The 22,373-nt window shown below is 40.1% G+C and carries 21 protein-coding genes; all 21 read right to left on the bottom strand.

The genetic code is table 11. The features are described 5' to 3' along the window. Positions 1 to 99 precede the first annotated feature (99 nt). The 21 genes from HUO09_RS17000 to HUO09_RS16900 all read right to left on the bottom strand — a co-directional run bounded on the left by HUO09_RS17000 (position 100) and on the right by HUO09_RS16900 (position 22,369). Positions 100 to 414: a hypothetical protein gene (locus HUO09_RS17000; RefSeq protein WP_188234707.1), complete on the bottom strand. Its 315-nt coding sequence runs from the start codon at positions 412 to 414 to the stop codon at positions 100 to 102. Beyond that, entirely contained in the window at positions 404 to 940 is a 537-nt protein-coding gene (locus tag HUO09_RS16995; RefSeq protein ID WP_188234706.1) for a transglycosylase SLT domain-containing protein, read from the bottom strand. Before HUO09_RS16995 ends, HUO09_RS17000 begins: the two co-directional genes overlap by 11 nt. A gap of 165 nt (positions 941 to 1,105) precedes the next feature. Further along, complete coding sequence (locus HUO09_RS16990; protein ID WP_188234705.1) at positions 1,106 to 1,801, bottom strand: hypothetical protein; 696 nt, start codon at positions 1,799 to 1,801, stop codon at positions 1,106 to 1,108. Beyond that, a complete protein-coding gene (locus HUO09_RS16985; RefSeq protein WP_188234704.1) occupies positions 1,798 to 2,109 on the bottom strand; it encodes a hypothetical protein in 312 nt (103 codons plus the stop codon). The genes HUO09_RS16990 and HUO09_RS16985 overlap by 4 nt, the downstream gene beginning before the upstream one ends. 222 nt (positions 2,110 to 2,331) lie before the next feature. Next, the gene (locus HUO09_RS16980) at positions 2,332 to 3,309 is read right to left on the bottom strand and encodes a hypothetical protein (RefSeq protein WP_188234703.1); all 978 of its coding nucleotides are present in this window, start codon (positions 3,307 to 3,309) and stop codon (positions 2,332 to 2,334) included. Positions 3,310 to 3,524: 215 nt separating this feature from the next. Further along, on the bottom strand, positions 3,525 to 4,820 hold the full coding sequence (locus HUO09_RS16975; RefSeq protein ID WP_188234702.1) for a toprim domain-containing protein: 1,296 nt from the start codon (positions 4,818 to 4,820) through the stop codon (positions 3,525 to 3,527). A gap of 72 nt (positions 4,821 to 4,892) precedes the next feature. Then, the gene (locus HUO09_RS16970; protein ID WP_188234701.1) at positions 4,893 to 6,905 is read right to left on the bottom strand and encodes a vWA domain-containing protein; all 2,013 of its coding nucleotides are present in this window, start codon (positions 6,903 to 6,905) and stop codon (positions 4,893 to 4,895) included. A 152-nt stretch (positions 6,906 to 7,057) separates the two neighbouring features. After that, positions 7,058 to 7,987, bottom strand: coding sequence for a DUF3150 domain-containing protein (locus HUO09_RS16965; RefSeq protein ID WP_188234700.1), 930 nt, complete (start codon positions 7,985 to 7,987; stop codon positions 7,058 to 7,060). A 78-nt stretch (positions 7,988 to 8,065) separates the two neighbouring features. Further along, a complete protein-coding gene (locus HUO09_RS16960; RefSeq protein WP_188234699.1) occupies positions 8,066 to 9,142 on the bottom strand; it encodes an AAA family ATPase in 1,077 nt (358 codons plus the stop codon). 186 nt (positions 9,143 to 9,328) lie between these two features. Continuing rightward, complete coding sequence (locus tag HUO09_RS16955) at positions 9,329 to 10,459, bottom strand: DNA polymerase III subunit beta (protein WP_188234698.1); 1,131 nt, start codon at positions 10,457 to 10,459, stop codon at positions 9,329 to 9,331. Positions 10,460 to 10,543: 84 nt separating this feature from the next. Next, positions 10,544 to 10,999, bottom strand: coding sequence for a hypothetical protein (locus HUO09_RS16950; protein ID WP_188234697.1), 456 nt, complete (start codon positions 10,997 to 10,999; stop codon positions 10,544 to 10,546). A 213-nt stretch (positions 11,000 to 11,212) separates the two neighbouring features. Further along, positions 11,213 to 12,292 carry a lambda-exonuclease family protein gene (locus HUO09_RS16945; protein WP_188234696.1) on the bottom strand — a complete coding sequence of 360 codons (1,080 nt, stop codon included), beginning with the start codon at positions 12,290 to 12,292 and terminating at the stop codon, positions 11,213 to 11,215. Positions 12,293 to 12,523: 231 nt separating this feature from the next. Further along, entirely contained in the window at positions 12,524 to 12,604 is an 81-nt protein-coding gene (locus tag HUO09_RS22605; RefSeq protein WP_373563707.1) for a hypothetical protein, read from the bottom strand. 477 nt (positions 12,605 to 13,081) lie between these two features. Then, positions 13,082 to 14,323 carry a GGDEF domain-containing protein gene (locus HUO09_RS16935; RefSeq protein WP_188234694.1) on the bottom strand — a complete coding sequence of 414 codons (1,242 nt, stop codon included), beginning with the start codon at positions 14,321 to 14,323 and terminating at the stop codon, positions 13,082 to 13,084. Then, positions 14,253 to 15,476: a hypothetical protein gene (locus HUO09_RS16930; protein ID WP_188234693.1), complete on the bottom strand. Its 1,224-nt coding sequence runs from the start codon at positions 15,474 to 15,476 to the stop codon at positions 14,253 to 14,255. Before HUO09_RS16930 ends, HUO09_RS16935 begins: the two co-directional genes overlap by 71 nt. Before the next feature lie 109 nt (positions 15,477 to 15,585). Continuing rightward, entirely contained in the window at positions 15,586 to 16,044 is a 459-nt protein-coding gene (locus HUO09_RS16925) for a DUF1525 domain-containing protein (RefSeq protein WP_188234692.1), read from the bottom strand. A 2-nt stretch (positions 16,045 to 16,046) separates the two neighbouring features. Then, on the bottom strand, positions 16,047 to 16,625 hold the full coding sequence (locus HUO09_RS16920; RefSeq protein ID WP_188234691.1) for an OmpA family protein: 579 nt from the start codon (positions 16,623 to 16,625) through the stop codon (positions 16,047 to 16,049). Beyond that, on the bottom strand, positions 16,606 to 19,527 hold the full coding sequence (locus tag HUO09_RS16915) for a conjugative transfer ATPase (protein WP_188234690.1): 2,922 nt from the start codon (positions 19,525 to 19,527) through the stop codon (positions 16,606 to 16,608). The genes HUO09_RS16920 and HUO09_RS16915 overlap by 20 nt, the downstream gene beginning before the upstream one ends. 1 nt (position 19,528) lies before the next feature. Further along, positions 19,529 to 19,990: a hypothetical protein gene (locus HUO09_RS16910; protein WP_188234689.1), complete on the bottom strand. Its 462-nt coding sequence runs from the start codon at positions 19,988 to 19,990 to the stop codon at positions 19,529 to 19,531. Then, a complete protein-coding gene (locus HUO09_RS16905) occupies positions 19,990 to 21,507 on the bottom strand; it encodes a TIGR03752 family integrating conjugative element protein (RefSeq protein WP_188234688.1) in 1,518 nt (505 codons plus the stop codon). The genes HUO09_RS16910 and HUO09_RS16905 overlap by 1 nt, the downstream gene beginning before the upstream one ends. Continuing rightward, positions 21,500 to 22,369 (bottom strand): DUF3438 family protein, encoded by an 870-nt coding sequence (locus tag HUO09_RS16900; protein WP_188234687.1) that lies wholly within the window; start codon positions 22,367 to 22,369, stop codon positions 21,500 to 21,502. Before HUO09_RS16900 ends, HUO09_RS16905 begins: the two co-directional genes overlap by 8 nt. Positions 22,370 to 22,373: the final 4 nt, after the last annotated feature.

Below are 22,373 nucleotides of genomic sequence, written 5' to 3'. Positions count from 1 at the left end.
TTAACATTCGCTTAATTATCTATTGGTTTAAATGCGAAGGTATTTGTAAGTTTTATCGGTCGTTTTTATAAGACTATTTGTGTGTATCACTTACATATACTAGTGAATCACATGCTTTTCTCTCAATAGCGAGTTACTGGGAATGATTAAAGTTGTGTCGAAAAGGTTCCCTTCAACCATCTCTACATCTTCCAAAGCAATATCTAGGTCTACTTTGGCACGTGCTTCATCCAGATTTTTATATATTCGTGGTACCAATTGGCCTTCAAGGTCAAGGCTAAGAACGTACAGGTAACTTCCATCGGTAGCGCCGACCCAAATGTATCCGTCAAATTCTATTACCACTTTTTGACCAGACAGTAATTTAAAACTTTCGTTACTCACCATTACTGGAATTGGTGAACTAATATTCATGCAAAGCCCTCTTCGCAAACCTTAAGTTTTTATCAAATTTTTTTTTGTATATGTCCGCTGCACCATCATGGTTTGCTGGATTATGGTAGTACCCTGCCGCTTCGACCCAATCCCCAGTTTTTGCGTACCATTCTTTCATGATGTCTGATGCAATTTCCCCGTTTCGGTACGGGCTACAAGCGTCGGTAACCGAAGGTGATCTAACTCGACCATTCCATTTCCAATTGACTTGAAACAACCCGCAGTCAAAATGAATAATTTGATTACTCAATAGTTGTTTGGCACGCGAGATCATTTGATCAAAAGTTAAGAAATATTCAGGGATTCCATTGAGATTGAGCGTGTATGGCCAAGGCATGCTTTTACCGTTATCGAGAGGTGTATTTGTTTCAGTAATAGCTAACGCAAACAATACTTCAGTGGGTACTGCTGTTTTGTCAGCGAGCTTATGGTAGTAATCGGGTACTCCGGCGTGAGCCCAAGCTGATACAACTACACCTAAAGCTAGAATTAAAGATTTAAACATTTGATCACCTCTGCAATTAACTTTGTTTTCGTGCAGGTGAAGAAGAATTTTTTTAAGGTTATTTTTGTTTAACCATAAACAAAAAAAAGCCTAACTAAGTTAGGCCGAAATGGTCATTGTGACTAGAAGGTATCGAATGTGATTAATCCCAAGAGCTATTAATCTTTAATATTCCTCGAACTCTTTTAGTTCTTTTTCTCGTAAGCAGATTTGATTAATGAAAGTACATGATTTTTCAGAAATAAAATTGTATCTCAAGAGTCCTGTCAAATTTAGTTCTTCAGCTTCAGCCATAGCTTTGTCGATCAATATAACTTCAGATACGGATGGCTTTCTTACTCGACCCTTGACTTCTTTTTCTGCGAACTGAGCTATTTGTTCTTCATCAATCGTGAAACTTTCATATAACTCTTGTTTTTTTAACAACATCATTCTGCAAATTTTTGCAATTTCATGCTTGTACATTTTTCGTATACGAGACACGTTTCTTCTGTTGTCTGACCATGTAGGTTCAATTTGGCATAAAACATCTACTGGGCATTGCAATGCAACGGCTTTTAATACATTACCAAATTCTCGATTTTTTACTTCTAGGATTCGACAAAATCGATCTCTAGTAGCGCTGTCTGAAAGTATTGTTTTAATTTCCGATGAAGTTTTGTGAGTTGTTTCAATTGCTGCAACTAAAGCATCGTTGTACAGCTCATTGTTACCGAATAACTTAGCTACATTCTCAGAAAATTTTAACTGAACTAGGTCGTCATATGATGCTGAACTCAACCAAAGGTTACCCAATATAGCTAAGTCCCCCAGAACCGCTTGCTGAAGCGGCGTTCTACTAAGGTTTTGTAAATAACTCATGCTGCAGCCCTCTGATTTAGACTGATATCAGTTAAAAAATTCTGCTTCTGTTCATCTAAATCAAGGAATTGTATTCCGAAAGCTCTAACGTATTTATCTAATGCAGCAGCAATATCGATACCGCGTTGAGATGCAGCTGCAATCTTTACGGTTTCGTCATGGGTAAAACCGAAGATTTTGTCTTGATTTAGGCTTTTAGATAACAACCTTGGATGTGAAATTTGCGCATGAAAGATTGAAAAATTTATTTGGTCGAGCACAACGAGTAGTGTTTTGCTGTACTTTTTTGTGATTGTTTCAACGCCCAAGGTTATTTCCTCCCCGATTATAGGTGAAAGTTTTATACCCTAAATGCAAAAATATTACAACAAGTCACACGTTTTAACTCGGAATTTCCGATTAACCTTTGCTGATTTGATTTGAGGTAATTTCCGAAGGAAGCTTTGACTGAACTGATTTTTTTCATTTCATTCTTGAAAGGAGTTGGGGCGAAAAAAAACTGCCTATTGGCAGTCTTTTTAAAATGTCTATTAACCGAGTTCACCGGCTAAGCATTGTCGCTGAAGTTCTTTGTATTTCTCTCTGACCTCAGCTTGGTATTTACCATGCGTAATTCCTTGCTCGGTGTAAGCGATCAGCTCATCATAAGTAACAAACATGTCGATGTTAGTTACGATATAAACCGGTTTGTTAAAAAACATCCCCTCGAGAACTTTTAATTTCACACGGAAATTGTTTTTAAAACTTGGGTGTCTTTTAGATAGAAAGTGGCGAATGCGGTTTCCGTCAGCATCAAAAGGTTGTTTAGGTGCTAAGCCAGTACCTTCCTGTGCCTCTTCGAAGAACTGTTCGAACACTGCTCGAGTAGCTTGGAATGGTCGGGTGATGCCTTGGTGTTCTTTATAGCGCTGAGGTAAGGATAGAAAGTCCTCAATAGATTTACGAGTCAACATAAATTCACCAATGCTATTCTTCGTCAACAAACGCTCAAAGACATTTCTAAACGAAGCATTGTAAATTGCTGCAGGGGCTTGTTCACCAGTTAAAAGAGGTTTTGCCCAGTCACACTCACCTTCTTTCATCCCACGGCCTACAGTTCCGTAGAAAAAAGTTCCATGGATAGAACCATATGCATTATAAGCATCAGACGTACCTGAACCCTCTCGATTAAAGAAGTCGATATGAACTGGTTGTGAACTAACGAGCATTAAACGGGTATTGTTAATGCCTTTCTTGATGCCAAAGATATTAAAGAAGTCCGGACCAACAGCTGCAATCTGCGCTACAGCTTCAGCACATGCCAATACAGTTGATTTTTCTTCCTGACCAAATTTCAGAGGGAATCGTGTTTCGATCATAATTGGTGAAGTAGTGACTGCACCGACGTTTAAGCTCATTTCAGTAGCCAGGTCATCATCTATTGCTACTTTTGCAAAAACGTTAACTAGGATTTCATTTGGAGTAACTTTGAGTTGGGATTCGTCTGTGTAGGTAAATAGCTTATGCATGCTTTCTCCTTGGTTGTTAATTGGTTTCCCATGTAAGTACCGAGATTTCATGTTGCATTTCGATAATTACTAAGCAGTTAGTTTAGATGTATTTATTAACTTGGCAAGGGTTTTCGTAATACATGGATTTAGTAATACTTCCCTATCTTATACCCCTTAATGAAAGAGATATAAGATAGGCCCGTCGAAACGGAGCCTAAAAATAGTGTTTTTACTTATTGAAAATAAGTATCCCACTGGTGAACATAGTTCGGTAAAGCAGCTAGACCTAATTGTTGAATACAGTCTTGCCAGTCTACCGACTTATCGCCTTCTCCAAGTTCTATTGGTGGAGTAACGATAATTGCTTCAATGAACTGCGCTTTCAGCTTTTCTTGTAGCTTCATCGCAGCTTTTTGACCACCGCCTTTCGCATCTTTGTCTTCAAAAATAAGAACTACTTTTGTGTTATCAGTAGGTTCCCAATTTTGAAGACCTGCCGCGTCAATACAACAGTTCATTGGCAGCCTTGATGCGCCACGTATCGCTAAAGTTGTTTCAGGCCCTTCTGCAACACCAATAATTGGCATTGATGGAGGATCAATATGACAGCTCGCACGCGCACTTACTCCCGGAATACGAGGTGTTTTCTTTTTCACCTGTATTCCATGATGCCCAGCCAATTCCATTTTCTTCCCGTCTTCAGATAAATAAACTCTCTGAATCATGGTTGCAGCCAACGTGTGGTTGTCCCGCATTATGAAAAGTGCAGCTGGATGGTCACCCATATCACAGAAGATATCGCCATCTTTGTTCGTCCATTCAGAACGATAAAAACGATGATTTCTCAAGAACTCTAATTTATCTAGACGCTCTTTCTGTGCTTCATCACTTGATAAAAAATTTGGGTTAATCACTTTCTCGACAAATTGTACTGCAGGATGGAATCGAACATTGTTGCCAAGTTCTCCCCAATTCAATATTGCTCTCGAAAGGAAGTAGTTCTGCAATGGCTTTGAAACTTGATGGTTAATGCCATACGCACTATTCCAAAGGTCATTGTTTTGAGCTCGTAGTTTCTGAGCCCATTGCTTTTCACGCTCGGTTAATTCATTACTTACCGGTGTTATCTTAGGCTTTGGTTTCTCCAAAGGTGCGCTGTTAGACTTACCATACTGATAGCCAGCAGGGTAAATCAGATCGCGAACCAATTTGGCAGCCTCAGCAAATTGAGTAATCCCTCTGTCTTCCATAATAATGTCCATACCTGAGAGTGTTTCACCACACTTCCGGCAATAGCCCGCGCCATCCTCCAAAGCGGATGGTAACAAAACAAACTTGTCACCTTTTTTACCGCCATGAATTGGACAAAAATCACCGACTTTTGAGGTTTTACCGCCACCAGCTGGATAAGAATCAATTGCTCGTGTTAATGACGTAAGAGAACTGAGTATGTTCAACCAACCATACTCTCGGCAATCTTCCCAAAACTGTTGGTTCTTTTGCCTTTTTTCTTCTTCACTCATAATCATAGTTAATGTCTCCATGTTTAATGTTTCGCCTTGCGGCAGAAGTAAAGCGGTACTTTGTACCGCATTCTTAAGTTAAATATTATTGCAGATTATCTGTCTAGAAAGACTCATCATCTTTGGTACCAAATCGTCAAACGAAGGAACCATAATAACGTTGTCATATCCAAACATGCTCACTAGTGAGGTTGTTGAGATACTTGTACCCATCCCAACACCAATACAGAGAACTCCTTCCCTTTGCAGTTCACGAATCATCTGTACACACTGTTCCTTATCCGATGGAGTACCATCCGTAAGTACGAGCAAGACCCTTTTACGTTTCCACTCTGTAGCAAAGTCTCTAACTGCTGCACCTAATGCCAATAACATTGGAGTGCCACCACCTGCGCTTAAAGCTTCAAAGTTACCAGCAGACTGCATAGCACTTTGTTTATAGCTTTTTAATCGAAATGAACCGTTCTGTCCGAAATTGTGTGCAGAGGTAACAACCCCCTTTATTGAGCTAAATGCATCGATAACGGCATAACCAGCCATTTTTACGTCAATCATAGAGCTACCGATTGAACCACTAGAATCAATGATAACTGTCACTGCACTATTGGGTTTAAATTCACTTTGATTACGCTTCGTGAAAATATCAAATCGCCCTTGTGAGAGCCGGATGATCTTTCGACCTTCCACTCTTCGACCTCTTTTCAAAGTCTGTTTCTTGGACTTTCGCATGCTATTTACCAATGCCATTAGCTTATTTTTCATAAGCCCGGATTTCATTGATGTCAGCTTGCGTAAACCGCGTCCCGTATACGAGCTTTTAAGGTCAACCGTTTTATCACTTAGTACATTTGCAATTGTGCTGCTCATGTAATTAGCGCTCTGTGCCTGATTTTCATCTTGAGATAATAAATCTGCCACCACTTCAGAGCTTGAAGCAAACTCTTTTGTGTTTTTCAAAAACGACTCACCGAGTCCTTTAATATCCGGATAGCTACTCTTTTGGCTCTCAACTCCTGCCTGTCCATTATTCTTAGACGGACTTGTTGATGTGTTACCACTCTGAGAGTCTTCCGTATCAGTCTGATCTCCTTCAGTTACTGTTTCATCTTCGCTGTCGCTAGAATCACCGTCTGATAGAGCGTTACCTTCTTGTTCATCTTCGCTGTCGATAGAATCACCGTCCGATAGAGCATTACCTTCTTGTTCATCTTCGCTGTCGCTAGAATCACCGTTCGGAACAGACTTACCATTTAGTTTGTCTTTATTGTTGCTTGATTTGCCATAGGACTTTGCCATTGCATCTAGGTCATCCGTGTTATCGTCAGAATCACTATCAGAAGAAGACTTGCCCTGTTGGTTATCTTTAGACTCGCTAGAATTGTTCTCAGAGTTAGGCTTACTCTGTGCATCATCTACGTTTTCGGAAGAATCAGAACCAGAGTTTGGATCGCTTTCTTTGCCAGCTTTGTTTTCACTCGCTTGACTTGAAGGGGCGTGTTGGTTTGATGGCTGTTCAATACTATTACTGACAAACTCAATGATTTTTAGAGTAAGATTTACCCCATCGTCATATGTCGGAATAGTCCCAGCTTGATCTAAAAGCAGATTTAATTGCTCAAACCAATTCTCATCGTCATTTCTGACGATGTTTACCATTTCATTTAGCAAAGGTTGAAAGGCTTCATAGCCCATAACCTTTCCATTGAGGTAAACAGTAATGTAATCCACAAGGTTGAGTTCTTTGATATCCAAATATTCCACATAAGCTGCTGCGACTGCTTCAAAATAGTGTTTCACACCTCTGAAGCTTTGCATGAAAGCAATATCACATCTGATTTGCTCAATCATTTTATGTAGTTGGATCCCCACTTCACCTTGGATAACGCTATTACTATTAGTATTTGCTTCCCTTACCATTGCAGACATCTGACAAGCAAACCCTAGCGTTAACTTTTCCAGACCCTCTATGGGATAAGGCATATAGATAGTTTTTCCTTTCAGACAAGCCGTGGAACCTTCTAGTTTAAGTTCCGCTCCAAACTGTTCTGAGTACATTCCTATCTTGATCGGTAATGAGTCAATCAATCTCATGTGTTTCTCCTTGTTTAAAAATTGTCTTTCGACTGTTTCCAATTACCCGGAAATGGGCTTTTACGCTCTAATAAGCATAGTCATAATCGAGTTATTGCTATGCTCACTATATGAAAGGTAGACAGCTGCTAATGCAACTGTCTATCTAATTTTTAAAGGGTAATATTACATCCTGCAAGTTCATCTTGTAGATTTTGCAGGGTAAATACCTCCAGCTCACCTGAGTTAAACGCTAAAGTAGCGATTTTCTCGAGTTGCTTAGGATTAGACAACACCATAAGTAATTGTATTAAACCCGTAGCCGCTGCTTTGTCATAAGGTACGGTATGTGTATCAAGCCATTCATTAATCAACTGAATAACATACTGTACTTTCGGATCAAGCATGACGACTGTTTCCAGCCTTGTTCTTATTTCTTGTAATTTAGCTGCGTTCTTGGCTGAAATTTTAGGATACTGCCCATTCTTTTGAGCTGTTTCCATAATTCCTTCCAAGTGTTTTTCAACATCCGCAGCGACCTGTTCAATGTGGCTCTGTGAAAGCAGCCTTTCTACATCGTACTCTACAGAGAAATGAAACTGTAACTGTTCATCCAGGTAACTCCATGGATAATGCTGAGTGCGAACAACCTCCCCAAAACCTACAGGTAAGTCTGGATTGTTATCACACACAGTAGCCCAATCTTCAATTTCTTTGGCATAAGTTGCGGCCAGTGTAAACTTGTTCATGTAGAACTCTGTCTTCAACTTATTGACCTGACCCGTTACTTGGTCCAATACATCAAGCCTGCATAGTCGAATATACTTACTGAGTTTCACAGTATGTAGATCCAAAATGCGCTCTGCCTGTTCAATAGGACCTCTAAACCATAGCGGGATTTCGTCTCGGATTAAAAGCTTCGAACCTCTACTTACAACCTTCTTGTCTATGGTTGATTTAATGCCTAATTCCTTTGCAAAATCGACCGTACGCTTAAACGTAGATCTCTCTGGCTTGAAATATAGTCCAACATAACCAGCAGGTATGAAATGACTTAGACTTTGATTAGTTTTGGTTTCGTTAGTATCTGTATCAATACTCATTTTTTATTTCTCCTTGTTTAAAATGCCTTTCGGCGTAGTAAGTTACGTAGGCTGAAAGCCTACGTAATCAGTTTCTAGTTAAGCTAATACGCTTAAACTGTCACCAATCTTTTCGTCATATGTATCTGAAGCTAAGATTTGGTTTTCTGGATTTAATCCATATAGGAAGGCATGTTGAAATGCTTTTTTCATCGCGTTACTAATACCTAGCTTAGGATCCTTCTCCCAAAACATGTCCTCAACTGCTTGTTCAATCCACTCAATAGTGACGCGTTGTGAACATGTATATGACACACCATCGTTCCCAGCAAGAGCTGCTTTGTAACTCTTACGAATAACATTTGCGTATGAAACTATTGCACTGACCATCGCATTAACGCTCTGGTTCAAGCTGTTCCAAGCTTGTTTGCTTATCGCAGAAGTGTCGACAATCTCACTCAACTTTTGAACACCAGTGTCTCGTAATAATTTTGTTTCTTCCTCTTCTTCTAAATAGTCTGTTGGGACAAAGAAGAAACGGTCAGGAACAGAAACATCACTAGCCTCGGTGTTACCAAAGTTTCCTGTGGCATCACCTGTACCATTGGTATTTGCAGATACAATCAGTCTGAAGTTAGGGTGTGCTTTGATACGAATTCCATTTGGTAATTCAGCCACTCTTTCCTCTATGATCTGGTTTAGTTCTTTCTGCTGCGAAGGCGGTAATTGGTCAAACTCATTAATAAGTAGCCAATGACCTTCATCCATCGCTTTAGCTAACGCGTAATATTTCAATTTAGCGCCACCTTCTTCAGAAGGAATATAGCCACACAACAAGTCTTGTGTTTCAGTGGTATCTGAAACGTAAACTTGTCGCAATTCAGCTCTAAACCAAGCTGCAAGTTGAGAAACACCACTTGTTTTACCGCAACCTTGTGGACCGTAGATCCACGGTAGCTGGCCTTTACCATTTCTTAAGTATTGAACTAACTTTCTAAATCCATCGGAATAACGAAAAACGTATTTTCGATTTATCGATGGTACGAAAGGGTTCATTTCAGCCTTAAATCTTGTTATGGCCATAGCGGTTGCCGTTGGGCTCAAATGTGAAATTTGTTTGGGATAAAACATATCTGAAAACAAAAATTGATTTGCGCTATTTGTTGGATAGTTCATGAAAATACTCCTTGATTTAATAAAGCCTTTCGGCAGTGCAAAATTGCATATATGTATTGATTAACAGCTTTTCAGCAAACCTCCATGAGGTGTTTTCCTGTCAACGACAAAAAAGCTAAGTACACTGTACACTGCACTTAGCTTTTGTGACGCTAATAAAGGGGCTCATTGAGCCCCTTTTTGTCTCTAAAGACGACAGAGCATTACAACTCCGATAATGCCTTCGCGTGAGTAACGTATTGGTGTAGCTTCATCGCACAACCATAACGTAGTCTCATTCTCTACTGATAAATTTAACATGTCCATTAGGTAAGTAGAGTTAAATCCAAATGTCATTTTATGATTCTCTGGGTTCTTAACTTCAATAGTTTCCGAACCTGAGTATTCATTTAGTTTTGACATTGCACTTAATGTCAACGAGTTACCTTTAAGAATGCCCTTAACAGTGTGAGAAGGTTCATTTCTTGTCATAACTTGTAGACGTCTCAGTACACTAGAACACGTACCTTTGTTTACAGTGATTGCCTTATAACTTCCTAAATCACCATCTACGATTGCTCGCCAGTTGGGGTATTTTCTATCAATATACAAAGAGGTAATACGTTCTCCTTCGAAGACAGTTGTAACGCTGTTCTCCATGAAGAGTAGTTCCACTTTTGATTGTTGTCCTGCTGCCATACGAACAATGTTGTCCACAAACTGGTTTTGAGGGTTGTTAGGAATTATAAATTCCGAAGGTACCCCGATACCTTGAACTGGGACTTCCACCATATTCAAACGGTGACCATCTGTTCCTATAAATAGTAGATAATTACCTTCTTTACTTGGTACGAATTCGACACAAATACCGTTTAGCTCGTATCTAACGTCATTTTTCGCAGCCGTTTTGGTAACCGCACTTAACGCCCAAGCTAGCATTTCAGGTTCAATGAAAATTTGAGCTTTTGGTGCACCAAATGCATTTGCGAGTTCAACCATTACTTCAGTTTCACTGCAACCATTTATAAAGTACTTAGCTTTCGTTTCCGGACAATTGACACTCATGCCGTTCTTTTTCTCATCACTCTTAAGAGTAACGGAAGAAAATGCGGACAAACCTGAAACAAGGTCTTTTAAAACTGACACATCGAATCCAAAATTGCCTTCACGGACAACATTACATTCTAATGTTTGGGTTTTAACCTGAACTTGGTCATTTGCGCCAAAGAAACGGATCGTACCTTTTTGGGCTGATAGTAGGACAAACTTACTTTTAGATAATATTGAGATTTTTGAAATCAGAAAAGAAAGTTGTTTTGGGCATACTTCTATATGCATAGGTTATTTCTCCTTGTTTATTAGGCCTTTCGGCTTTAGAAGTGAAGTACTGGACTCCAAATATACGATTTCATATTACATTATCTATGAGAGCTGATGCAACTCTATTGAACGGTTACTTTCAGTAAGTTGGTTAATCCCAAGTTTAACTTGTAGATGGTGATTTTTTTCAATACAGCAACCACATCGAGTAGATGTTTTGTCCACGTTAAGTATTTTGGAAGGGATATCAGAACGACAATCTACGCAAGTGAGATACTCACCATTCTTTATTCTAGAAATGGCAGTTTTAATACGGTTATGCTGAATTGTTAGATCAGATATTGTTTTTTCATGAGACTCAATAAAATCCAGTTCTAACTCTCTTATATGCTCTTTTACTTTATCGAACTGTTGGACATCAAGGACCATACCCATACCGCCACAGAGAGCTTGAGCGAGCGTTTTTGAAGCAGATTCAATTTCCTTTGACACCAGTTTCGACATCATTTCCAGCGACGTTAATTTATTTTGAATAAACTGTAGCTTTCGGGGATTCATAATCTCATTCACGCTGTTATTTAGTACGGTAATTTGCCACAATTAAACATTCATGGCATTTATCTAAATGTATCATTAGGTGCATTTATAGGGTCAGTCTTATTTTGAACTTTTTGTGCGATATGCATCACATTTATTTTTGCAACATGTAGCCATTTTACATTAAAAAGTCAATTTGGCTCCAAAAAAATAAGACGGCCGAAGCCGTCTTATTTATAGCGTTAGAGCAATAGCCCTATTCACTTCATCCCAAGTTGAGCAGTAATCTTTCACTACTAGTTGGTTTGATTGCTGAGTTAACAACCCCTTATTTTTAAACGAGACTCTATAACCAATTGTTGATTCTCCTGAGTATTTAGCTCTCATTTCATCATTCAATTGAATATTATGATCATTTAAAAGCGCGGTATAATTCAGACGACCTTTACGCGGGAATCGTGTTACTTGAACTCCACCAGCGTTTACCGTGCGGAAACCTCTTGAAATATCATAGAGAACCTTACAGTAGGTATCTTTCTTCCTCTGCAGTTCTTCCAACTTAGCTTTTAACTTCGATTCTTCATCACTAAGTAACCAAAGTTGTGTTGCTGCTTCTTCCCAGTCCGACTTTGTACTTTCATCGAGCACAAAAACATCGCGGTCAGGATCCATGTCTGGTGGATTATCTGTCGCAAGTGCTTCTGCAAATTGATCTACCAGTTCAATAGCTTTCTGCTGTATTGCTAAATTGGCTTGGATTTTGATCACAACGATTCTATTGCTATGTTCACAATAGAAAACAAGTAACCCGTATCTCGATCCTACCATCGCAATTTGATACTGCATTTGCCATAAATGGTATTGTACCAATTCACTACTAAGCACCTTCTCTTGGTCATTAGGGTCATAATGTTCAAGAACTTCATTAAACCGTGATGGACAAGGACACTTAATTTCAACAGGTATTGCTTCACCTTTTGATAGATACACTGCGACACCATCGAATGACACTTTTCTATGCGGATGATTTGAATCTTCAGCACAGAATACTTCGATAGGTACACCAAGTTCATTAATCATGTATTCGCGTACAATAGGTTCACACCGATTACCGCGTCTTACATGAGGATTCCGACTTAGATCTTCTGGCTCTACATAACCTTTCTTCTCCTGGTATAGTTGGTATGGAGTTTTCTCTTTGCAGACACCTGCGATTACCGCAATGTCTGAAGCCCCAACACCTTCCATTCGCCATTTAAGCCAAGAAAGAGTTTTTTGCTCGTGGTACACCCTACGTAAACTGATATCAAACATTAGCAGCCTCCGTGTTCCAAACCAATTTGTCCATAGTGCTCAAAGCATCAATTGCCATATCCCATAGGGCGACATCATAAATGGTAGTGATATAACCAATATGTGTGTTCTCAATAGGTTTATTGATCAACGAAGCTATCTTGCGGTAATACAAATCCCGCACATTCGCATTTTTTACACCATTGCCGATCACATTAGAAAGGCGCTCGTGTAAACGAACTCGCTCATCCCTTATCTCATTGGATGCAGGAATTGCAATTGGTATTCGGTTTGGGCCTGCCTTTGCCTGTGCGTTACAGTAAGGACAAACATATCTATCTAGTTCATCATTGAGTTTTGCGGGTAAACCGCATTCGCCACAGACCATAGATGCGCCTTGAAATGGAGGGGAATCAATCCCTTCACTAGCGTCCATTAAAAGGTTTGCGGTGTACCACAAGACATCTGCTTCCCATGGCTGCGAAACATTATTCGCTAAAAACTCACGTATATGACGAAACAAAATAGGTCGACTTATATTACTTAAGTCTTCTCCCAACTTGTTCGACATTGATAAACGATGGATTATTGAAACGTAACTTCGATACGCCATCTCATTTGATGTAGCTAACTTAGATTTCTCTAGTTGCTGTTTGATGGTGCGACGCCATTTCGTCACTGGCTTTGCTGGTGCCATAATTGTCTCCTTGATTAATGCCTTTCGGCTACTGAATCACCAATTGGTGAGTTAGAACTTTAAAGTTAACACAAGCTTACCTTTTTGAATAGATAGCTGTGTGAACAACTATACTAACGCGATGCCTTCATTGCTTTTTTTTGAATGTACATCTGTTCATCGACTATTTTGTAAGCATCCTTTATCGTCTCACCCGCTTCTAGTGCTTTATGACCAACAGCGAGACCAAATTCAATATCATCTAGACCCAGTTGATTTGATACTCTCGCGGCGGCCTCTTCCATATTTTGCCTTAGTTGAATTACACGTGAGTCAGGCAAATAATTACTGAACTCAACGAAAAACTCATCCCCGCCTATACGATAAATTTTGTCATTTTTACGGAGAATTCCGATAAGTTCTGAACTGACCAACTCTATTACTCTGTCGCCTACGGGATGCCCCATAATGTCATTAACTGATTTGAAATTATTGTAATCTATCAACATGATCGTTTTAGGCTTACTTGAAGCTTTGTTTTGAGTTTTCTCAAACATCTTTTTAGAGTAGCAACCTGACTGTTCATCAATTTGCGATTTAAAGTGAACATAAGCCACAGTACAGCCTGTCAACAACAGGATTAAAGCCAGAATAAGTACTGTTATGACATACCCATCTAAAAATGACGGTTGAATTAAATCGCTTCTTAAATTAATACTCGCCAGAGGTGATTCGTTATTTACAAGAAGTACATATGCTATGTTATCCAACGTTTCACTGCTTCTGACATTCTGAAGCGATGGTATGAATGGAGTTAATACCGAATCGAAACCTACAATACTTGCGAGGCCTTGATTAAACTCTCCCAAAGCCTGCTCTATAGATACGCACTTCAAATCAGTACGCCCATAATCACACGCGTTACGAGTTCCCAATAACCTTTCAGTCATCAAATTGTCTGGGGTGAGTTTAATAATGGAGTTCTTCAACGGTATATCATAAACAGTAAAGTCCCCATTTTTCAGTAGATATTGAGCTTCTGTTTTGGGCAACAAAGCAACATCGAAACTTAATTCATCCAATAGAGCCTTTGGGTAGTCAATGTAATCTACACTATCGATTTTATGTCTCGATAAGGCGAATGGTAAAAGACCATACTTAATATCTTCAGATCCGAGCTTACTACATATAATTTGGTCCGTATTACATACTGCTACAGTGTTAGCAAAGCATAAATGCTGCACTAACACTGTAGAAATAAGAAGAATCACTCTAAAAATATGCTTTTTCACCATTGCCTCTCGTTTAATATGTTTTAAAAGAAGGTCTTGCAGCAGTCGTAAACAGATATTGGTATTTTCTTTTACAACAAACATATGGGCGATAAACCTTAAATGCCCCACTGTGGTATTTGTTCTTTTTGTTGTACTTAATATTCAATTGGTCTTTACCGCTTTGAGAGTAACCACGGAAGTTGGTACAGGTGCCACCATTAAACGGATAGTAAATTCTAAGTAACTGAGTGACATGGTCGCGGACAGTTCTGTACTTATAGTCTCCCCGGTTATCCCATGAACCAGAAGCATAGGCAGGAGTTGGTGAAGCGATGTGTAAGCCTAGAATACCGCTGAACTGAGGACGCAGGTCGCTAACAATACTTAAAGCTCTATAAGAGGTAGTTACCGCGACATCGAACTCGTCTGGGCTTTCGTTATATCCTATCCGAGGAAATACTGAGCCCATATTCTTGCCAACTTCATTCCATCCTTGATACGTAATCATGTAAATGGGGAGAAGTATGGTATCGGTTGTAGCTAGTATCCTCCAAGAGAAGAGGTCTAAACTAGAAACAAAGTAAGGTGTGTAAGGGGAAACTGAAGAACTGCAGTAGCCTGGCATTATGGAAAAAGGATTCATTATTAGTGATTGCACTGGATTACCAATCACTAACGCTTCTCTGAATAAGACGATGTCGTTGTTTTTGTTATCGCTTTCGTTCTCCATAAATTGAAGACCCGGATCTCCATCGAGGGTTAAAAGCTCATTAAACAATGCTCCGACTACGGAACCCATGTTTTGAACAATAGAACCAGAGTAACTATCTGTCGGCGCGTTGTCAGATTCCATTAAGAACGCAGAGTCAGAGACAGACGGTACGCGAGACGTAACCTCTATTTGAAGGTCTGCTAAACGGTTTTGAGCTACGCTTTGAGTGCCAATATTAGGAATCCAAGATGTTTTTATGTACCAGCATTCACCTAAAAACATATATTTTACGCAGCTAGATTTCGAATCGTACGAATAGGACATCGCTATATCATCCCAGATACTTACTGGTTCCGCTTGTGTTGATGTTACACCTGTCGTTTCGGCAGCTTCTTTAACTACCTCTGTTAGCGTTTCCATGTCAGGCATAGCACCCGCAATATATTCATAAGCCGTTGTGAACATATTATCGGAGCCACCGGAAGCTCCAGCAGCCCCCGAGCCATTATTACTTAAGGCACTGGAAGAATCAGAAGAACTCATAGCGGACGCTGAACCCATTATCTCACTGAAGCTTGCTAGCTCTGCAGCATTAGCTTGTAGTACCCAAAAGCATATTGCTAGTAATAACCACTTCCTGCCCATACATACCCTATTTGCTTGATTCGTTTTTAATAAACTGATCGATACTCTCTGAAACGCTCATTCCGTAAGTTAGATAGTAGTTATCCATTAATACTGCAGGAACTTTCTGAATATCAAATAAGCGAGTGTAAGATACGCCAAGCTTGGACTTCATATTTTTTAGTGTCTTTGCTTGAGCTAACTCTTTCATATGAACTTTTGCCCACTCTAGCCGCTGTTCTTCACTCATTGGTTTGAGTTCATCAAGTGGGAGGTTGGAGTTGATTGAGTTCATAATGTCTTCGTAACGGTCAACGAAGAAAACTTCGATATTGACACCGGGAAGATCCTTTTTAGCCACATCTACTATCTCATCTGCTTTTGCAAGCTGAGTGAACACTTTTATGTCTTTCGGGTAATCTTGTGCCGACGCTATTGTCGGCACAAGAAATGAAAGGAGAATTAATAATGAGGGTATCATCTTCATAACTACCTCAATGCATTCGCTCTAACGACAATCTCAACACGACGGTTACAATCTTTACCTATCTTCGTGGTGTTATCACACCGGGGCATTTCATATGCTTCTGCTACCGTTTTAATTCGTGGATTATCGACGTTATTTGCTATCAGTAAGTCTTTAACTGCATCCGCTCTATGTTGAGAAAGACCGATGTTGTATTTCAGGTTCCCTTGATTGTCTGTGTGGCCATGTACCCAAATTGAAGTTTCCTTGTAATCATTCAGCGTATTAGCCATGTCAGCTATATGATTGCGTAAAGTACGATTCATAGACCATCCGCCAACATCAAACCCATAATCGGTCGGAATGATTATTCTAATTTCACGATCACTAATTCTTTGCACCGTAAATTCCGTGAAAATGTCTTTGAATATCTTGTATTGATCATCAAAATAATTGTCGATGCGCGTATCAGCAGAATAAACAACATTGGTATAAACTACTTCTTCTTTAGGTTGCTCTGCCTCGTTATTTACCGCGCAGCCTGAAGCAATTGACGCCAACGCAACAACTACTGCAGATTTTTTAATTAAAAGCCAATTCATGTTTAAAACCTCTTCCTTTATCTATTTGTTGCGCGATGTAATAAGCAGCTGTAAGGTCGTCACAGCCTTTTTCTTCCATTATTTCCCTGCGAGCCGATTTTTCATGGCCTTCAGTCATGGCTATAGCGAGGAATAATGAAGCTGGTGATGACCGGAATTGAGTGTTGTAGTTCTTACTACAGATAACACCTTCAGTGTATGATTTAGCTTGTTTACGAGAAGACTGAAGCAAATAGCAGATTTCATCAGGTAAACCTTTTACCTCTTGAATTAGCTCAGCTTCTTCCTTTTCAGTATTCAGTGCGAAATACCATTCGATCATTGATAATAGTTTTGCACTACCACCAGCCATGTCACCCACGTTTTGGGTGGCGAATAAAGGCCATGTTTGAAGTTTCCGGAAACACTTAACCATCTTAACTAGGAATGGTCCTAGAAGAGGATTACTACATACAAGGTGGCACTCATCGGTGTACACCAGGATTTGCCGTGCGTCCGATTGGTGTTTTTCTGCAAGGTAGTTAACACGCTGCATGAGAGCTGTATAGGCAACGGCTAATTTATCTTTGTTGGCATCTTTTGCTAACTCCGCCAAGTCAATCAATACAACATCGACGTCTGGGAATGACTCACCCGGTCTGTTGAACAATTTTGCGTTGAAACCAGTTGTAAACATCTTAAGTGTGGTCAACATCTGATTGAGCTTATCTTTTTGGCCACTTGTATATGTTGTAATTTCCGTATCATATTTACCGTTGACCATCATGATCATGGTGTCGATAACATCTTGAGTGATACAGCTTTTCGGTTTTGGTCCAGCTTCAATCTGTTCTTCGGTTAAGGCATTAGCTTTTAATGCTGTTTCAAATGACTTTTTCCCTTCATCACGCATACGGTAAGCCGTATGGACTAACGCTTCACGTATAAGCTGACGGTCAGCACGTAAATACTGCAAATACTCACGTTCTTCTCCGCCGGTGATCATTAAGAAAGTTATTAGTTCAAGCTCACCTAAGACATCACGGTCTTCATCTTCAGTATCACCAGCTTCTTCTCGACTATCTCGAGCTTTCTTCATTAAGCTTAGGGCGTCCTGTCCTTCTTCAGTCTTAATACTGCTTAAATCCCAGTCATCAAAACTGTCAATACGTTGCTCTGTGGACTGGTCTATAACCAAATCGATATCAGCGAAAGGCGCCAATGAAGGAGCATTTTGAGGGTCTAATTTCTGACGCAGAACTTTTAGACCAAATCTTTCAAAGTACTCACCAAGCAAGCCAAATGAATTACCATACTCAACGATAAATAGTCGTGGACGGTGCACAGCCATGTTCATAATTGCCATTTGTGCCAGAGTTACGGACTTACCTGCACCAGGAGGGCCAACAACAAATGAAAATGCATTCATAGCCCTTTCATCGCCATTTAATGGGTCATGGAATACCGGAGTGCCACCGCGGTTGAAAAACATTAATCCTGGGTTACCTGAGCCTTCAGAGCGACCAAATAACAAAGACAGGTTACAGTTATGATCCATCCTCATTTGTCGTAAATAACGAAACTTGAGATCATTTAACGGTTTAAAATTCATCGGTAGGTGGATGAGGTAAGAATCTAAACAGAGTCCGTCTTCTGTATCCTTGATTAGTGCTATGTTGTTATTGGCGAAAGTCGTTATGATCTTTCTCTGCTGCCTCTCGAGTTCTTCAACGGAATTACCTGAAAAGTAAACACCCATTGTGCAACGTACTGCATTGTCATCGTTGATTAATTCTTCTGTTGCCTGTTTATGGATTCGACGCGCTTTCCTAGCCTCAGTACTGCCACCCTTACTTTTCGTTTCAAGGGTATTCAATGTGGCTTCTAAATCACCTTTATGCGTAAAGACAATAGTACGAGTAACCATTGTCGAAACAGGCATAGCATCAATGGCACAACTAATATTTTGAATACCACTGCTACCTGCTGCAACTTCGCCGGATATCTGACCAATCCGCGGTTTTTTGGTTAATCCAGAGAAACGCAAAAATCGCGATTTCTTATTACCGAATGACCAACTATTGTCTTTTGTGTTGCTTACAGGACGATCTACAAAAATGACGTCGCTAAGATCCGTGACTACATCATCGTCAACATCGGTCATTTTTTTAATGTAATCTTCACGTTCACCCTCATAGTCACCATCGCCATTAAACATGTCGAATAGCCAGTAAAGAACGTCCTCTTTCGTATCACGCTCGAACGTAAGACCACCTGAAGCAAATTTTGTGGACAAGTCTTCAATCTTCTCATTTAACTCCTGAGCAGCGTCGAAGCGCCCTTTTGCTTTTTGAGCTAAATCAGAATTGGTGACACGACGGTAAATGACGAGTTTTATACGGGGAACTTTTAAACCCCACTGTTCACGCGTTACGTTACGGTCTTTATAAATCCCATTTTCATTATTCATACCGCGTAAGTGGTGCTCTTGGACTTTTAAATACTGCTCCGTAAACTCCGTTCCTTTCGCATGGGGGGCAATGTAATCCCGCATGCTTTTCATGATTTGGGAAACACGGTTATCGTTGTAATAGAACTCCTGCAGAACCCACTGTCCTTGCTCCGGTAGTACTCGTTCGAAAGTTTCATATATTGAACGGATGTAGTTACGGTCTTGAACAAGAGATTCTGTAGTTTTACCAACAGTTGAAATTGGTTTTAACGTTAAGACAACAGCTCTACTTTCATGGTCTTCTAAGATCCAAGTTTTTGTATACTCGTCATAAGCGGTATATGGCAAGGTATCAGCAAAATTTGGGCCTTTACGTTCATATAGACGAGCTTCATCTTCTTGTCTGTATAAACCTAGCCCCAAGACATTTCTTTTAAAATTGTTGAAAGTAGCTTTCAAGCTCGCGCCCATATCAGTTGTCCTCTCTTAGGCTAGTTTCGCCCGGTAAAGCGTATTCATCTTTGTCGTACATGTGAAATTCTGTTACCCAGCCAGGACGAGGAAGGCGGTCTTCTTTTGTCAGAGAAGGCAATATGTACATGTAAATCACCGGATTTGGCAAAAAATGAAAATGAGCCTGAGCAGTGTTGCTGACAGTGTACGGACTTAGCCCTACTTCATAGTCCGAAGCTGGACGTTTGTTAACCATGTAACCAGCATATTGGGTTGGCATTCCCTGCCCTTCAGTTTGATTACCTGTAGACCCGCGATTTTCGTAAATCTCTTTCATTGTGTGTTCAGACTTGGGAATAACCGAATCTTGATATAGTTCTTCTTCGGTTTGAAATTCGTTTGGAGAGGAACAACCTGACAGTACCAATACAGAGAAAATCAGCCCGACTGCAATCTGTTTTTTAAATGATAAGTTAGACATCAATTCAAGTACTCCTCTACGTTGTTCTGGTAAACAATTTTTCTACCTTGGGTGTCGTAATCGATGTCCATTTCTTGCTCGATGTGAAGCACAATGGACCGTCCTGCTTCAATTACAACCGCATCGAAGGCATCTTCTAGACGTTTTTCAATAAAGTCGCCACCAGCACTTGCACCGTCAGCTATCCCTGAGCCAATCGCGCTTTCAAGCGTGCTACCACTAGTAACAGTTGTAATTACATCACCTGAAGTTGCCGTTGTTGTATTTGCATCAGATAGAGCATCACCAAAGGCTTGAATTGCACTGGTACCGGATATGAGCGCTAAGTATTCTTTAATAGTGGATACGTAAGTGCCCGGAATACATGGATTAGCCCATTTATCGCTTATCCAACCGATACCTCCAGCCGCGCCACCCTCACTACCACTTCCACTTATAGTGCGAATGGTTCCATCATTGAATGTATAAGTCGCTGAATCGATGTTTCCTCGAAGACACTTAAGCAACATGTCTCCTTCTAGATAACCGGAAACAACCATGTCTTTAAGATTGGGAATAAAAATACCGTTTGACGCCATATTTTCTGAACTGACTAAAGCTTTAAATCGGTATGGGTTGGTTAGTGAGCCGCCTACTGGCACTCGGCCAATCATTGTGCTCATTGCGGTAACATCCCATAGCGTGCTGTTTGCCGGAACTGTATACATAGGTTTCAGCGTATTTTCCTTCTTCTTTTCACCTTTGCTGCTAACGCTTTGACTGTCCTGTTCAGCACCGACAGATTCCAGCTCTGCACTTGCAAGTGTCACACCTGAAATTTGAGTACTCGTGAAAGGGTAAGTAACAGTTTTTTCTGAACCGCTTTGGTCTGTTTTAATAATGGCATCGTCAGGCTCATACCAAACAATGACCGAGTCATCGACACCATCTACGGTTTCAGTATTGGAATTAACTGTTTGAGTAGAATTATTCGTACTTGCCGTTGCATCAGCAGGTCTATTCAGAATAGGAATGTCATCATCACTAACCGACGTTGGTTTAGTCCCGTCAACTCCTAAATCTGAATCAACCGAAGACGAAGAAGCACTCGCTTGAGGTGGCGTTTGTACACCTTCTTTGACTTTGTTAGCCAGATTGCGATTCTTTTCATTCAGTTCAGCGACTTTTTGGTTTAATTCATCTATCGCTACATTTTTCTCTGCAAAATCCCTACGCAATTTTTGAATGGCTTGATTAGAATCAGGCGTGGCATCTTTAGATAGAATTTTCGAAACTTGATCCTGCAGTTGCTCATTCTCTGACTTCAGTTTTCTCACTTCGATCAGAACTGCCCGTAATTCATCTGAAGAATTATCAATCTCAGCTTTTTTTCCAATAGCCGTATTTTCTGGCGCAAACTTCGATTCAGGAGTCGTATTAACAGGTTGAGGTGCTACGGGTGCCTCTCCATCATCGAAGAACAAAAGAACCACCGCGGCTGCAGCCAATAGACCAAGTAGGACGATTTTCTTATTCATTCTCACTTCCTTGGACTTGATGTAACCCTGCAACCGTAGGCGCATAGAAACTGTAATCAGATAGAGGTTTGTTAGTCACAATGAAGAAAGTCGTGCTGTCACGTTGAGATGGGTCAGAAGTTCGCGCTTCAACAAAACTATGATGAGACGAATCAACGAGCATGGCCGGATATACATCGGTAAGGTTAATATACTGTCTACGACTAGTCTTATTTCTTAGATGAATTGCAGTAACGGTATAGTTCATCGACTGATACTGCTTAAATGCCTCTAATTCAAATAAACCTGCAGAACGATTGATAAATACATGCTTTAGATTAAGTGGCTTTGTTACTTTTTTTTCTGTGATGGGTAAATTAGGCAGTAATCGTGCTGGCCCATACAAATCTATGTTCGCGTATTGAAGTAGATCCTTAATGGTTACCGCTTTCGAGCTTCCACCTACAGCAACAGCTTCTGCTTCAGTAGATTGTGTACCTAAACTTTCCGAAGCCTCTTTCACTTGTGCGGGGTGAACAATTTTGAAATCCTCTGGGACATCATTCCCTTGTGGTCTTACAGAAAAGAAGTCAAGTACAAGTCTTTCGCCATTATCCAATGTCCCAAAGACACGGGTTTTATTGAAAGCCTGCATAGGCTTTATATAAACCGTACCAGCAGCATTACTCAATTTAATTTTCGAACGAAAGTCCGGGCTCATTCCAAATTTCACGTTACTAGGAAAAAAAATGATTCTTTCTTTACCAACTTCTAATTGGATCTCAATAGGCTTCTTATCCCACACGTGTACCTCAGTCGCATTAGCTGCCACCGAGGTTAAACATGTAAAAAGTAAGATTAAGACTACTTTTAAGTTCTTCATTGTG

It is taken from the genome of Vibrio sp. Y2-5 (genome assembly GCF_014596725.1).
Taxonomy (GTDB): Bacteria; Pseudomonadota; Gammaproteobacteria; order Enterobacterales; family Vibrionaceae; genus Vibrio.
The sequence above is the reverse complement of the archived record's forward strand: the minus strand, read 5'-3'. Positions and strand labels throughout refer to the sequence as shown.

What these genes read in the sequence shown, in the direction of transcription:
- HUO09_RS17000 (WP_188234707.1), bottom strand. Translation starts at nt 414, where the DNA reads ATGAATATTAGTTCACCAATTCCAGTAATGGTGAGTAACGAAAGTTTT.
- HUO09_RS16995 (WP_188234706.1), bottom strand. Translation starts at nt 940, where the DNA reads ATGTTTAAATCTTTAATTCTAGCTTTAGGTGTAGTTGTATCAGCTTGG.
- HUO09_RS16990 (WP_188234705.1), bottom strand. Translation starts at nt 1,801, where the DNA reads ATGAGTTATTTACAAAACCTTAGTAGAACGCCGCTTCAGCAAGCGGTT.
- HUO09_RS16980 (WP_188234703.1), bottom strand. Translation starts at nt 3,309, where the DNA reads ATGCATAAGCTATTTACCTACACAGACGAATCCCAACTCAAAGTTACT.
- HUO09_RS16975 (WP_188234702.1), bottom strand. Translation starts at nt 4,820, where the DNA reads ATGATTATGAGTGAAGAAGAAAAAAGGCAAAAGAACCAACAGTTTTGG.
- HUO09_RS16970 (WP_188234701.1), bottom strand. Translation starts at nt 6,905, where the DNA reads ATGAGATTGATTGACTCATTACCGATCAAGATAGGAATGTACTCAGAA.
- HUO09_RS16965 (WP_188234700.1), bottom strand. Translation starts at nt 7,987, where the DNA reads ATGAGTATTGATACAGATACTAACGAAACCAAAACTAATCAAAGTCTA.
- HUO09_RS16960 (WP_188234699.1), bottom strand. Translation starts at nt 9,142, where the DNA reads ATGAACTATCCAACAAATAGCGCAAATCAATTTTTGTTTTCAGATATG.
- HUO09_RS16955 (WP_188234698.1), bottom strand. Translation starts at nt 10,459, where the DNA reads ATGCATATAGAAGTATGCCCAAAACAACTTTCTTTTCTGATTTCAAAA.
- HUO09_RS16950 (WP_188234697.1), bottom strand. Translation starts at nt 10,999, where the DNA reads ATGAATCCCCGAAAGCTACAGTTTATTCAAAATAAATTAACGTCGCTG.
- HUO09_RS16945 (WP_188234696.1), bottom strand. Translation starts at nt 12,292, where the DNA reads ATGTTTGATATCAGTTTACGTAGGGTGTACCACGAGCAAAAAACTCTT.
- HUO09_RS22605 (WP_373563707.1), bottom strand. Translation starts at nt 12,604, where the DNA reads ATGTTTGTCCTTACTGTAACGCACAGGCAAAGGCAGGCCCAAACCGAA.
- HUO09_RS16935 (WP_188234694.1), bottom strand. Translation starts at nt 14,323, where the DNA reads ATGTTTGTTGTAAAAGAAAATACCAATATCTGTTTACGACTGCTGCAA.
- HUO09_RS16930 (WP_188234693.1), bottom strand. Translation starts at nt 15,476, where the DNA reads ATGAGTTCTTCTGATTCTTCCAGTGCCTTAAGTAATAATGGCTCGGGG.
- HUO09_RS16925 (WP_188234692.1), bottom strand. Translation starts at nt 16,044, where the DNA reads ATGAAGATGATACCCTCATTATTAATTCTCCTTTCATTTCTTGTGCCG.
- HUO09_RS16920 (WP_188234691.1), bottom strand. Translation starts at nt 16,625, where the DNA reads ATGAATTGGCTTTTAATTAAAAAATCTGCAGTAGTTGTTGCGTTGGCG.
- HUO09_RS16915 (WP_188234690.1), bottom strand. Translation starts at nt 19,527, where the DNA reads ATGGGCGCGAGCTTGAAAGCTACTTTCAACAATTTTAAAAGAAATGTC.
- HUO09_RS16910 (WP_188234689.1), bottom strand. Translation starts at nt 19,990, where the DNA reads ATGTCTAACTTATCATTTAAAAAACAGATTGCAGTCGGGCTGATTTTC.
- HUO09_RS16905 (WP_188234688.1), bottom strand. Translation starts at nt 21,507, where the DNA reads ATGAATAAGAAAATCGTCCTACTTGGTCTATTGGCTGCAGCCGCGGTG.
- HUO09_RS16900 (WP_188234687.1), bottom strand. Translation starts at nt 22,369, where the DNA reads ATGAAGAACTTAAAAGTAGTCTTAATCTTACTTTTTACATGTTTAACC.